The organism is uncultured Rothia sp. (assembly GCF_916715725.1).
GTDB lineage: Bacteria > Actinomycetota > Actinomycetes > Actinomycetales > Micrococcaceae > Rothia.
Map to the genome: position 1 here is coordinate 147789 of NZ_CAKAPD010000003.1, position 12290 is coordinate 160078.

10 protein-coding genes are annotated in these 12290 nt (G+C 57.2%); 5 read left to right on the forward strand and 5 right to left on the reverse strand.

All coding sequences use genetic code 11. The annotated features are described in order from the left end of the window. Positions 1-218: 218 nt before the first annotated feature. On the forward strand, positions 219-1820 hold the full coding sequence (locus QZ822_RS03470) for an ATP-binding protein (RefSeq protein ID WP_294642621.1): 1602 nt from the start codon (positions 219-221) through the stop codon (positions 1818-1820). 89 nt (positions 1821-1909) lie between these two features. Here QZ822_RS03470 and QZ822_RS03475 read toward each other — a convergent pair whose 3' ends face one another. The 3 genes from QZ822_RS03475 to QZ822_RS03485 all read right to left on the reverse strand — a co-directional run bounded on the left by QZ822_RS03475 (position 1910) and on the right by QZ822_RS03485 (position 5064). After that, positions 1910-2830 (reverse strand): YwqG family protein, encoded by a 921-nt coding sequence (locus QZ822_RS03475; protein WP_294642623.1) that lies wholly within the window; start codon positions 2828-2830, stop codon positions 1910-1912. A 41-nt stretch (positions 2831-2871) separates the two neighbouring features. Beyond that, positions 2872-3771 carry a DUF1963 domain-containing protein gene (locus QZ822_RS03480; RefSeq protein ID WP_294642625.1) on the reverse strand — a complete coding sequence of 300 codons (900 nt, stop codon included), beginning with the start codon at positions 3769-3771 and terminating at the stop codon, positions 2872-2874. Between the two features lie 270 nt (positions 3772-4041). Then, positions 4042-5064 (reverse strand): iron-siderophore ABC transporter substrate-binding protein, encoded by a 1023-nt coding sequence (locus tag QZ822_RS03485; RefSeq protein ID WP_294642627.1) that lies wholly within the window; start codon positions 5062-5064, stop codon positions 4042-4044. A 123-nt stretch (positions 5065-5187) separates the two neighbouring features. Between QZ822_RS03485 and QZ822_RS03490 the strand changes: the two genes are divergently transcribed. The 3 genes from QZ822_RS03490 to QZ822_RS03500 all read left to right on the forward strand — a co-directional run bounded on the left by QZ822_RS03490 (position 5188) and on the right by QZ822_RS03500 (position 8507). Then, positions 5188-6486: an iron ABC transporter permease gene (locus QZ822_RS03490; RefSeq protein ID WP_294642628.1), complete on the forward strand. Its 1299-nt coding sequence runs from the start codon at positions 5188-5190 to the stop codon at positions 6484-6486. A 34-nt stretch (positions 6487-6520) separates the two neighbouring features. Continuing rightward, positions 6521-7549 carry an iron chelate uptake ABC transporter family permease subunit gene (locus tag QZ822_RS03495; RefSeq protein ID WP_294642665.1) on the forward strand — a complete coding sequence of 343 codons (1029 nt, stop codon included), beginning with the start codon at positions 6521-6523 and terminating at the stop codon, positions 7547-7549. 274 nt (positions 7550-7823) lie between these two features. After that, complete coding sequence (locus tag QZ822_RS03500; RefSeq protein ID WP_294642630.1) at positions 7824-8507, forward strand: integrase; 684 nt, start codon at positions 7824-7826, stop codon at positions 8505-8507. Positions 8508-8544: 37 nt separating this feature from the next. Here QZ822_RS03500 and QZ822_RS03505 read toward each other — a convergent pair whose 3' ends face one another. After that, the gene (locus QZ822_RS03505; protein WP_294642632.1) at positions 8545-9582 is read right to left on the reverse strand and encodes a magnesium and cobalt transport protein CorA; all 1038 of its coding nucleotides are present in this window, start codon (positions 9580-9582) and stop codon (positions 8545-8547) included. 273 nt (positions 9583-9855) lie between these two features. Between QZ822_RS03505 and QZ822_RS03510 the strand changes: the two genes are divergently transcribed. Next, entirely contained in the window at positions 9856-10560 is a 705-nt protein-coding gene (locus QZ822_RS03510) for a hypothetical protein (protein WP_294642634.1), read from the forward strand. 55 nt (positions 10561-10615) lie between these two features. On the opposite strand, the gene QZ822_RS03515 is transcribed toward QZ822_RS03510, so the two are convergent. Beyond that, positions 10616-12217 carry a glycosyl hydrolase family 28-related protein gene (locus tag QZ822_RS03515; RefSeq protein WP_294642636.1) on the reverse strand — a complete coding sequence of 534 codons (1602 nt, stop codon included), beginning with the start codon at positions 12215-12217 and terminating at the stop codon, positions 10616-10618. Between the last annotated feature and the right edge of the window lie 73 nt (positions 12218-12290).

Consider the following 12290-nt stretch of genomic DNA (forward strand, 5'->3'; position numbering starts at 1 on the left):
TTTGTTATGACGGTTGTTATGATGCGTGGTCAATGTGACTGACAGGAATTCCCGGTTTTAGCCTGCAATTCCGGGGTTTTCAAGATTCTAGGTGCAAGGAAAACAGCGAATCATATCAACATCATCGCAGGATCATAACAATATCATCGCAGAAATTGTTATGATGCTGTTATGACGTTGCTATGACGTTCACCAAGAAGTAGCCACCGGGAGCATACATGGAAACAAACACCGCCGAACTCATCGAATACCTACGCCGTAGCCAGGCTGAAAACGGGCGAGTAGAAGTCAAAGCTGCCGCTGGCGGGTTCCCCAAGTCCGTTCTTGAAACCGTTAGCGCCTTCGCTAACGGCGACGGTGGCACCATTCTTCTTGGCCTGACCGACCCGGCAGAAGGTCTGCAACCGGTTGAAGGTTTCAACGCACAGGCAGTCCACGACGCATCCGTTGAGGCAATCCGTTCCAAGATCACGCCTCGACCCCCGGTAGATATTCAAATTGAGGCGGCAGATGAGCAGCACCGTATCGTGCGCATCGATGTACTCCCCGGCGACCCGACACAGAAGCCCTACTACATCGAAGCACACGGCATGTATAACGGCTCCTATCAGCGTGTTGGTGAGGCCGATATTCGCCTCACCAAATACGAGATTGACCCCCTCCTAGAGAACCGCAGTCAGCCCCGCTACGACGAAGAACTTGTCAGCGAGGCAAGCTTCAAGGACCTCTCCCCCACCCTCGTCAGCGCCTACGTTGCGCGCCTCCGCGAGGAACAGCCTCGCGTTTTTGCCGCGCTTTCTGACCGTGAGGTTCTTCTGCAGGCGCGCATTCTACGCATCGATTCTGAGGGTCGAGAAGTGCCCACTCTTGGGGCGCTTCTCGCCATGGGCTCATACCCGCAGGCGTTCTTCCCGCAGCTGATGATGAGCGTCGTTGTTCTTCCCGGTGAAGAACTCGGCGAGGTCACCGAGGACGGTCGACGTTTCCTAGACAATCACAGCTGTACCGGGCCTATCCCCTCCATGCTGGATGAAGCGATGGGCGTTTTGGTTCGCAACATGCGCAAAACATCCACGATGGAGGGCCTCAACAGCAGCGGTATCGGGCGGGTTGAGCGCTACGAGTATCCGCTGGAAGCTATCCGTGAGCTCCTGGTTAACGCCCTCATGCACCGCGACTATTCGCCGGGTGCGCGCGGCTCGCAGGTGCAGGTTGAGCTCTATACCAACCGCCTGGTGGTGCGTAGCCCGGGCGGTATTTACGGTGCCGTGACTATCCGAGATTTTGGTCAGCCCGGTGTTTCTTCAACCCGCAATAGCTACTTGGCGAGCATTCTGACTGACCTGCCCGACCCGGGGACGGGGCGTTTGATTGCAGAGAATAGGGCTTCGGGTATTCCCACGGTTCTGCGCGCGTTGAAGGAGGCGGGTCTGCCTGCTCCCCAGTTTGCTGACCGTTTGCTTTACGTGCAGGTCACTCTGATGCAGCCTCCGCAGGGTATGTCTTTCGGGGCGCAGAAACCCGCTCTTGAAGACAGAACTCAGCAAGCAACCCATCCCGAGAGCAAACATTCAGCGGACACCGTCGAGGCGTCGGGAGCTGATTCAACGCTTGACGGCCTCAGTGAGCGCCAGGCCGGTATTGTACGCGGCCTGCGTGCACAGGGCGAGGCGGTCTCCACCGCGTATATCCAGGAGCATTGGGGTCGGGGTGCTTCACGTACGTCCATTACGAATGACCTGCGCCGTCTTGTGGAGGCGAAGCTGATTGTTCCTACCGCTCCACCGCGTAGCAAGAACCGTAAGTATCGCGCGGCTTAGAAGCGCCCGATAAAGGTACGTAAAAGGGGAGGGAAATAGAGCGGTTATTCTCTATTTCCCTCCTCTGCGGCTATTCAGCCAAGACATTCTTAGCCGCAAGCCCACTCAAAGACGACCTGCGAGAAATCGCGAGCGGCAAGCGCCTCCGGAGTAATCAGCCAGTTTCCAGAACCGGCGTCACCCCACATGATTTCAATCTCCTCGTCTTCGTTCTCCTCGTTCTCCGACTCAGAGACGATAGTCAGCAGGTTCACCGTGTGGCCGCTCAACTCCTCGAACTCGTCACGCGGGTCATTCTGCACGAAGTACGGGTATCCGCCCATGTGGGAGTACTCTTCATCCGATTCGAAAGGCTCCGTCAGCTCGTAGATGGCCTCACGGCGCGGCTGGTTCTTGTACGGATTCTCGTGCGCCTCGGGTAGCTTCTCATCCGGGTAGGTTTCATCCCACTTCGCACCGAAAACGTCGTAGTAGTCGTAGCCGGATGCAGTCACACCCTGCTCACGCACCTCAAAGGTCACGCCGTACTCAATCTCAAGCGGGCCGCTCTCACAGTCGAAACCGCCGATGGGCCAGCCGCCTTCGTCCCAGTCCACGTTCGGGAACGGCGCCTCCGGGTTCGGCTCGCCCAGCGTCTCGTAGTAGATGACGCGGTGGTTCTTCTGCGAGAGCGGCTTTCCGTAGTTGTAACCCCACATGCACTCGTCATCGTTCGGGTCAATCCAGAACTGCAGCATGCCGGTCGCCGGGTAGATATCGTTTTCGGGCAGGTCAGCGCAGTTAATCTGCGCGATCATGCCCAGCGGCTCGCCCTTCTCATTGGTCGGCGCGGACTCGCCCGCGGGCAGGTACGGGCGGCCGCCAAACTTGGAGGCGGTCTGCGACAGTGGCGCATCGGGAACGAAAGGCTTCAGGGCGATAGCCTTCTTGCGAGCGCCCTCCTGATTGAGCAGGTCGATAACGTGCTTCACCTGCTTTTCAATATCCTTGAACGGTTTGTTGTCGAGCATCTTAGAATCTCCTCATTGATGATGTGAAAGTAGTACGGTGCCTAGCCGCAAGCCCATTCAAAGACGACCTGCGAGAAATCTCGGGCGGCAAGCGCCTCCGGAGTAATCAGCCAGTTCGCCGCGCCAGCGTCACCCCACATCATGTACACGCCCTCCTCGGCGTCCTCGCCCCACTCCGATTCGATGGTCAGCAGGTTCACCGTGTGGCCGCTCAACTCCTCGAACTCGTCGCGCGGATCATTCTGCACGAACGAGGGGTAGCCGCCAATATGCGAGTAATCCCTCTCCTCCGATTCGAAGGGCTCCAGCAGGTTGTAGGAGGCGTCATCGCGTGCGTTCGGTTCCTCGGGCAGCTTCTGGTCCGGGTACATCTCGTCCCAGGCGTCAGCGAACTGGTCGTAGATTTCGTAGCCGCCATCCAGGAAGCCCTGCTCCCAGGTCTCGAAGGCGAGTGCGTACTCGACAACCTCCTCAGCGGTACCCTTGCCGTCACGGCCAAAGGGCCAGCCGTAGTCATCCCAGTTCACGGTCGGGTACGGTGCCTCGGGGTTCGGCTCACCCAGCGTTTCGTAGTAGACGACGCGGTGGTTCTTCTGCGAGAGCGGCTTTCCGTAGTTGTAACCCCACATGCACTCGTCATCGTTCGGGTCAATCCAGAACTGCAGCATGCCGGTCGCCGGGTAGATATCGTTTTCGGGCAGGTCAGCGCAGTTAATCTGCGCGATCATGCCCAGCGGCTCGCCCTTCTCATTGGTCGGCGCGGACTCGCCCGCGGGCAGGTACGGGCGGCCGCCAAACTTGGAGGCGGTCTGCGGCAGTGGCGCATCGGGGCGGCTCACCTTCAGGCGAATCGCCTGCTTACGCGCGCCACGCTCGTTGAGCGCGTCAATAACGCGGCGTGCCTGCGCCAGGGTCTCTTCGGAGGGGTTATTCATCGGCATGATGTGCTCGTTTCGTCGGTGAATTAATCGGTGTGAAAGGTTCGGTGTGGAAGGCGCGAGGCAACGGTACCGCGGCGCCTTCTACCCCCATTAGACCCTATTTCGGGCGGGCGCGCACCGGTTTCGGTCATCCGTGTAGGTCACCCGTGCATCCGGCGGGCAGAAACGCTGGTGCAAAGTGCACAGAAAGCCCCGCCTCCTCACCCTCATACGGGGTAAGAAGACGGGGCTTCCAGCGAAAACGAATCTCTACAAGAGACCGTGAAAGGCTTAGAGCGCCTTCTCGATGGTCTCCAGAACGCCGAGCGCGGCAGCCGGGCCAGCGTTCAGGAAGAACATGTCGGCATCCACGCTGTGTGCGTGCTTCTCGGTGACAGCCTTGAGGGTGCTCCACAGGGCCTCCTTGATCAGCTTGGACTCGTCGCCGCCCTGCACACCGTAGAACAGGTAGTCGGCGTCAGCCTGGTCAAGCTGCTCAGCACTCAGGTCCACGGAGGTCTTCTCAACCTGTGCCGCTGCGGGGCGTGCCAGGGATGCGTCAGCGCAGATGGAGCCCACGAACGAGGACTTCGCGAAGATGCGGGTGCGGTCAGCAGAAGCGTACAGGAAGGAGAAGGTCTTCTCGGCGCCAGCCTTCTGGCCGACCGACTTTGCCTTGGTGTTGTACTCCTCCATGAGCTTCTCAGCCTTCTCGGTGGTACCCAGCGCGGCGGCAATCAGCAGGAAGTCCTGCTTCCAGTTGATGCCGGTGCCCTCAGTGACCACGGTCGGCGCGATCTTGGCGAGGGAGTCGTACAGCTCGTCCTTCTTGTTGGTGTTGTTGATGAGGATCAGGTCGGGCTTGAGGTTCGCGATGGCCTCAACGTCCGGGTCGGTGCGCTTGCCGACCTTGGCAATCTTGTCGAGCTCTGCGGACTTATCGGAGAACTTGGTCTTCAGGTAGGTGGGGACCAGGTCGGCATCACCTGCGGTTGCTGCGCCGACGGGCACGATGCCCAGGGAGAGCACGCCGTCGAGCTGACCGGTGGAGAGAATAACAACCTTGGAGGGTGCGGACTTGATGGTGGTTTCACCGCGGAAGTGCTTGACGGTGCGGGGGAATTCGCCGTCAACGGTGGTGGTGCCCATGCCGGAGGGCAGTGCGGAGGGTGCCACCTTCTTACCGGTCGCAGAAGCAGACGCGGAGGAGGAAGAGCCGGAAGTATTGGAGGAGCCGCAAGCCGCCAGGGCGAAGGCACCGAAGGAACCGAGTGCGAGTGCGCCGAAGGAGCGGCGGGTGATCTTTTTCGTCATATTTGCCATTTTATTAGGATAACCTCATATATGCATATGCGATACTTAATACTCATCTATTGATACGTTAAGCACCTTCCGCCCGCACGGGAGCACACCGCTCCCCCACCACCTCCAAGGCATATGACCCCACAGACCACCACTTCTTCCGGACCCGCCGTCAGCGAAGGACTTGCTGTCAGCGATGCTTCCCTGGCGAAAATTCGTGCCCTCTCCGCTTCTTCGGACGCCGTATCTGGCGCTTCCTCGGGCGGTAAGGGCGGCAAGTCTATCTCGCGTCTGGCGGTTGCGCTCATTATTGGCGGCGTTCTGTTGGTGCTGCTGTGCGCGCTGTCGTTTGCGGTGGGTTCGCGCATGTTCACCCTGGACCGCTCGATTGACGGCTTCCTCCACCCGGAGGCGAACACCGTCGAATCGAAACTAATTTGGGCGAAGCGTGCCCCGCGTACCGCCGCGGCGCTGCTGGTTGGTGCCGCGTTGGCGGTGTCGGGTGTGCTCATGCAGGCGTTGAGCCGCAACCCGCTGGCTGAGCCTGGCCTACTGGGTGTGAACTCGGGTGCTGCCGCCTCCGTGGTGGTGGGCGTGGGCGTTTTTGGGGTGTCGTCCCCGTTCGTGCAGCTCTGGCTGGCACTGGCCGGTTCGGGTCTGGCGGCGGCGCTGGTGTTCGTCATGGGCCTGGTGGATTCTAAGCCGAACCTGGATTCGACGGCGCGCCTGGTTCTTACGGGTGTGGCGGTGAATGCCTGCCTGGGCACTATCACCGGCATTATCACGATGTTTAATTCCAAGGCTTTTGATTCGCACCGTTTCTGGGTGGTGGGTTCGCTGGAGAACCGCACCTTCGAGCAGGTGCTCTCGGCGCTGCCGTTTGTGGCGCTGGGCCTGGTGCTGTCATTCATACTGATTGGTCCCCTGCGTGCCCTGGCGCTCGGTGAGGATGCGGCAGCCGGCCTGGGTGTGCCGGTGACGATGGTGCGTGGCGCGACGATCATTGCGATTATGGCGCTGTGTGGTGCGGCGACTGCGATCGCGGGCCCGATTGGTTTTGTGGGCCTGGTCGTGCCGCATGTGGTGCGTCTGCTGGTGGGCTCCGATATTGCGCGTGTTCTGCCGCTGTCGCTGGTGTACGGCCCGGTGCTAGTGCTTGCCTCCGATATTTTGGGTCGCGTTCTGGTCATGCCGAGCGAGCTTGAGGTGGGTATTGTGACCGCCTTTATTGGCGCCCCGGTGCTGATGGTTCTGGTGCTGCATTTGAGTACCGGTGCGCGCGGTGCGAAGAAGAGCCGCATGGGCACGAAGGCGCAGGCGCACGACGAGGCGGGTCCGGCTCACGTGTCGGAGCACGGTCCGCATCATGCTCACCGCCCTGTTGTGCGCGGCTCGGCTGGTTCGGCTGGTTCATCTGGCGTATCTGGTTCGTAGGTCCCGGTTCCTGAGAGGTTTTATTGTGAGCGTTATGTCTCGTTCTGCTACCGGGCCTGTGCGTATTCCCGGGCGTTACCGCACCCCTATTCCGCGTACCCTGCTGGTGGTGGCGGTGCTGCTGGCGGCGGCGGTCGCCTCCCTGGTGTTTGGTAGTTATCAGATGAGCCCGGATCAGGTGTTCCACCTCATCTTTAACGGCGAAGGCACGGATATTGAGCGTCAGCTGGTGCTCAATCAGCGTCTGCCGCGTATGCTTGCCGCCGTGGTGGTGGGTGCGGCTTTGGGCTTGTCGGGCGCTATTTTTCAGTCGGTGTCACGTAATGCTCTGGGTTCGCCGGATATCATCGGTTTCACGGTGGGTTCGGCGACCGGTGCCCTGTCGGTGGCGCTGATCGGGTCGTTGAGTTCTACCGGCGTGGGTATGGGCATGGGCGCTATTATTGGCGGTTTTGCGACGGCGGCTGTGGTGATGCTTCTGGCGGGTGTGCGCGGTGGCGCGACGATGGGTCAGAAGATGGTGCTGATTGGTATTGCGGTCAGTGCAATGCTCAGTTCCGTGAACGATTACCTGATTACCCGCGGTGATTTGGAGAAGGCGGAGGCGGCGAAGACCTGGCAGCACGGTTCGCTAAATGCGCTGTCGTGGAACCAGATGTCGGTGCAGGCGGTGCTACTGCTGGTGGCTATTCCGCTGGTGCTGATGCTGACGCATCGCCTGCGCGTCTTGGAGCTCGGCGACGATTTGGCGGCGGGTTTGGGCCTGCCGGTGAAGAGGACCGTGAACATGCTGGTGGCGGCTGCCGTGCTCCTGGTGGCTGTGGCGATTTCTGTTGCGGGCCCGATTGGTTTCTTGGCGCTGGTTGCCCCGCAGATTGCGCGCCGCCTGTGGAACACTCCGGGCATGGCGATGTGGCATTCGGCGTTGCTGGGTTCGGTGATTTTGGTGCTGGCTGATTTTGTGTCGGCTCGTGCGTTGGCGCCGTTCCAGATTCCGGTGGGCCTGGTGACGGGTGCGTTGGGTGGCGTGTACATGTTGTGGTTGCTGTACCGTCAGCGCTAGTTGCGCCGTCTTATTCCGTATGAGTGACCGGGTGTTCCCGACTGTGGGGGCACCCGGTTTTCTCTGTTTCACGGGGTTTCACTGGGTTTCACGGGTGGTTTCAGAATTTTTCAGAATTTTCCCAGTTTTACCCCGGGGTAGATTAAAAACTGCTTATCGTGTCAGGGGTCGCTCATAGAGTGTAGGTGTTGGAAGGGACGATCCTTCCGACCGGGCACGCCGTCTCCTGCGGTGTTGCCGCTAGGTTGATTCAGCATCTACGGAAGGAACGGTCATGGACAACACCACTCACGAGAGCCAGTACGCAAACGCAGAGATTTCCTGCACCGCCGATGAGCAGCTGTGCCGTGATGCAGAGTTCAACCTGCTGATGCAGGCGGGCACCATCGTCCGTATGGAGCGTTTCAACGTGGAGGAGCTCCGCGGCGTTCTGGAGCAGCTGGTGGCTGACGGTTCGTGCTTCCGCACCGCGCCGGCGTCTTCGACGATGGGCCGCGTGATGCGTCACCTGACTCAGGGTGCTTCCGGTTACGAGGCGAACCTGGCTGAGCTGCGTGCGGCGGCGCAGAACGCTCTGCTGTTCGTGTTCCCCCTGGAAAAGGACCTGGAGATGTGCCTGCGCTTTGAGCGTGTGCAGGGTACCGGCCTGGCGTTGACTCGCCTGGGCGTGAGCCCGGTCAATGGTGACCTGTGGACTCAGCACTGGGCGATGCGTGCGCTGGAGTGCACCGGCGGCGTGTTCGCGGTGGAGTCCGCTCCGGGTGCCTGCAATTTTGAGCTGCGCCGCAAGGTGTTCTACGCAATGCTGTCGCTGGTTGAGCTGTCGACTTTGGGTTTGTCGGCTGAGCCGGAGGACTTCTACATGTTTGCCGATTCGGAGGCCGTGTGTAAGAAGTTCAAGCGTGAGCGTCGTGATTGCCGCCGAGCAATGCGTGCCCAGTACGACCGCGCCGCATAAGGTATATCGTGTATGCCTTATGCGGCATACGCGCATATCAGAGCCATTTGTTCTTCTTGAAGAACCAGTAGAGGAGCAGGCAGGAGCCCACCATGAGTAGCAGCGCGGCGGGGTAGCCGAACTCCCATTTGAGTTCGGGCATGACTTCAAAGTTCATGCCGTACACGGAGCCAACGATGGTGGGCACCATGAGCAGCGCCGCGTAGGCGGAGATTTTCTTGGTGTCGTCGTTCTGCTGCTGACCGAGCAGGGTGTCGTGCACGCGCAGTGCGTTTTCGAGGGAGCTGCGAAGGTCTTCGAGGCGTTCTTTTGTTTGGGTTACGTGGTCGAGCACGTTGCGGAATTGCCGGGCGAGCTCGACCGCTTCTTCGTTCTTTTCTTCGTCGGATACGCCCGGGTAGGGTGAGGGGTCGAGCGCGCCGGTGCGCATCCCTTCGATGATGCGACCGATCATGGATTCGAGGGGTCGGCAGGCACGCTGGAAGTCGATAACCTGGTTGAGCAGTTCGTAGATGCGCTGTGCGAGGGAGTTGGCCTCGCGCCGCTCGCTGTGGGAGAAGAGAATGTCTTCGATTTCGTCGCTGTCGTTTTCGAGGCCGTCGAGCACGGGTGCGTATCCGTCGACGGTGCTGTCGAGGATGCGGTGCAGCAGTCGGGCGGGGGATGCATCGGGGGTGGCGTAGAGCAGGTTGAACTGGTCGTTGATGCGCTGGTTGCTGCGTTGTTCGTCGCGAACGAGTGCGAGGGTGTAGCGGGGGCCGGTGAAGAGGTGCAGTTCGCTGAGGCGCACTTCTTCTTCTTTGTCGAGGTAGATGGCGGGGCGGATGACGGTGAAGAGGGAGTCGCCGTATCGTTCTAGTTTGGCGCGCTGGTGGCCTCGTCCGGCGTCTTCGATGGCGAGTTCGTGCAGGTTGAAGGTTTCTTGTAGCCTGTGCAGTTCGTGGATGCCGGTGTTGGCGTATCCGAGGGCTACGGCGGTGTCGGGTGATTTGTAGGCGTTGAGGGTTTCTTCTTCGGGTGCGCCCACGCGGATGCGGTCGCCGCTGGGGTAGATGGCTCCGGTAATGTAGGTCATCGTTGTCCTCCTCTGTACGCTGTGGCGCCCCGTGTGTGGGCGCTCTTTCCAGCATACGGCACGCGCCCCGCCCGGTCACATGCACGGGCTCGGGGTGTTCGGGATGCTGTGTTGGGGTTGAGGTGTTGTGGCGAGTCTTGGATTTTCTTTTTAAGATATCTGGGGATTGTAGAGTTTCAACCTTCCCTTGAGGACTAAGAAAGTCTACACTTCTAGTTAATGAGACTGGGATTGTCTTAGAACCAACCACTATTTTCTTTTGAGGAGTCAACGATGCTGTTGAAACCGTTTGTGAAGGGTGCGGCGTGTACTTTTGCCGCTGCCTCTCTCTTGTTGTCTGCGGCGGTGCCTGCTTCTGCGGCGCAATTGCACCCTAAGACTTTTTCTCCTTTTCCGGGTGATGAACTGGAAGTTACTTGCATTAATGAGTCTGAGTACAATACTCCGGGTGATTATCAGGATAAGGTGATTGCTTGGGCGGAGTGCACTGGGCTTATTACTCACGGCCGCCGTCTTTATCTTCAGAAGAATAAGAATGCTCCCCAGCCGGCGATGAGTCGTGGGCAGCTTCTTGAGTTTCTGTACCATGTGCAGGGCAGGCCCGTGGTTAAGGATCTTCCTGCTACTTCGCCGTACAGTGACATCTCGGTCAATGATCCGCACTACCCTATTGCTATCTGGGCTACTCGTGAAGGTATCAGCAGCGGATGGGGAGACGGAAAGTTCCACTACAATGACATCGCCTACTATGACACTGCACTCATTTTCCTTTATCGGATGCACGGTAAGCCGACGGTCAACCTTACCCCCATCCCTGAAAAATACGCACATTGTGTTAAAGAAAATAGCGACATGCACAAGGCACGTAGCTGGTATGGTTCACCAGACATGAGCTGCGGTTATAACACCGAAGATGAAGTAACTTTTTCGAGTATCCTATATACCTTATACCATTTGGACTTGAATGGAATTTATTAGAATATTGGGGCTCTATATCAATACTGGTATTGATATAGAGCCCCAAAATATTTATTTAAAATTCAACGGAATTAGATTCATAAATACTGCGACTGTAATTAGAATTTTTGTCAAAATATTTCCGGTTTTTCTTGGATTCTTCTTCAATGTCATACATTCCATACCGCATAACAAAGTTATTAATCGTGACATCCATATACCCTGCACGCCACGGGCCAAAGTGAACTTTCCATGAGTAATTATCTGGATGCTTCTTACGATGCTCATCGTAGGCATCACCACCAACTACCACAATATCCCTACAATTTTGCTCAAAGTAGAAGCCCCACCGTGCAGCACGTACATCTTTCTCCGCTTTTACAGCACCATCACCTACCTTATGAGGATTATCGGAACGTGGAGCGATGAACTTACATTCATGCGACCAATTGCTAATGTACCAATTGGCTGCTTGATTATTTTGAGCTTCGTTATGAACTGTATCGAAGTAGCTGGACGATTCGCCAATGCAACCATCAAAGATATTACGCTCAAAATCACTTACCCAGCCATGACCCCCATTTTCTTGAGCAGTGCATCCGATAAACATATTACGGCTTGCCGCAACATACCAGCCTGCACCAGCCTTACCTGCATATGCGTAATGTGGCTTCCCCTCCTGGCGCGACTGATACAGCGATTCTCCAGACGAATACCGGTGGTTATACCAACTCGTTGACTGTGAAAACTTACACTGCGAAGCGTAGACCTCAATGCCGGCATAATTCCTGCCACACTTGTTGGCATCGGATACATCCAACATACTGAACTTATTATCAGCTGCACCGATACCATCCACATTAATTGCCTTATGACCAATAGGTTTACCCACAAGGAATCCCTGCCTCCATGTCATACGCACGCGAATGTCATGGACCTTCATCGCACGGTCATGGAGACCCAAAATAGCAACTCCCATATCTGTATCCCAGATTTCAAGGTTCTCTAGTGTTGCAACTGCTTCAGGCTCAGGCCGATAGTTTTTATTTGCATAGTACGTATGCAAAATAACTCCCGCCACACCCTTCATAATGGGAGTGTGCCGAGCCCGACTATAAGGGTCATCCCGATTTAGACGGACATTATCAGCATTCGTACGAATAACTAAATCACGAACCCCAAAACGCATAGGGGCCTCAGAGAACCACTGATTGGCCCCCTTATCACCTGGCTTTGGCTTTTCCGGTCCAGCAACAAGGTAAGATCCAACGTGGAAAACACCAACACACTCCGCTTCGTCTTCGTCCTTCTGCACTAGGTCACCGCCAGGATGAGCAATAATCTGTGTGGCCTTACCATGCCCAAAGATTTCAACCCGGTCAAGTAGCTGAATAAAAGGAGCACTGACCCTGTACTTTCCAGCAGGAATTTCTAGAGCTCCACCTCCAGCTGAAGCCAAAGTCCTTACTGCATCATTAATGGCCTGAGTACAATCTTGAGACCCATCAGCTTTCACCTGCGGATTACTCAGGAGATTAATGTAGTTTTTCGTGTGATTTTGCGGAGTAATTCCACCTTGAACTTCATCAGCATGCGCATCAGCATATACCATTGCTGAGGCAAACGGAACTGACAATGCGGCACCAGCAATCATTGAGCGGCGCGATAACGCAGACATCGCTGTCTCCAATCGTGTTGAGTGAGAATATTAAATGCATTCAGCGCATAAGTATTTTATGACGTATTAGCAC

Bases quoted from the DNA above. Each gene is read 5' to 3' on its own strand.
- QZ822_RS03490 (WP_294642628.1), top strand. From the start codon at position 5,188: ATGACCCCACAGACCACCACTTCTTCCGGACCCGCCGTCAGCGAAGGA.
- QZ822_RS03485 (WP_294642627.1), bottom strand. From the start codon at position 5,064: ATGACGAAAAAGATCACCCGCCGCTCCTTCGGCGCACTCGCACTCGGT.
- QZ822_RS03500 (WP_294642630.1), top strand. From the start codon at position 7,824: ATGGACAACACCACTCACGAGAGCCAGTACGCAAACGCAGAGATTTCC.
- QZ822_RS03505 (WP_294642632.1), bottom strand. From the start codon at position 9,582: ATGACCTACATTACCGGAGCCATCTACCCCAGCGGCGACCGCATCCGC.
- QZ822_RS03475 (WP_294642623.1), bottom strand. From the start codon at position 2,830: ATGCTCGACAACAAACCGTTCAAGGATATTGAAAAGCAGGTGAAGCAC.
- QZ822_RS03480 (WP_294642625.1), bottom strand. From the start codon at position 3,771: ATGCCGATGAATAACCCCTCCGAAGAGACCCTGGCGCAGGCACGCCGC.
- QZ822_RS03515 (WP_294642636.1), bottom strand. From the start codon at position 12,217: ATGTCTGCGTTATCGCGCCGCTCAATGATTGCTGGTGCCGCATTGTCA.
- QZ822_RS03495 (WP_294642665.1), top strand. From the start codon at position 6,521: ATGTCTCGTTCTGCTACCGGGCCTGTGCGTATTCCCGGGCGTTACCGC.
- QZ822_RS03510 (WP_294642634.1), top strand. From the start codon at position 9,856: ATGCTGTTGAAACCGTTTGTGAAGGGTGCGGCGTGTACTTTTGCCGCT.
- QZ822_RS03470 (WP_294642621.1), top strand. From the start codon at position 219: ATGGAAACAAACACCGCCGAACTCATCGAATACCTACGCCGTAGCCAG.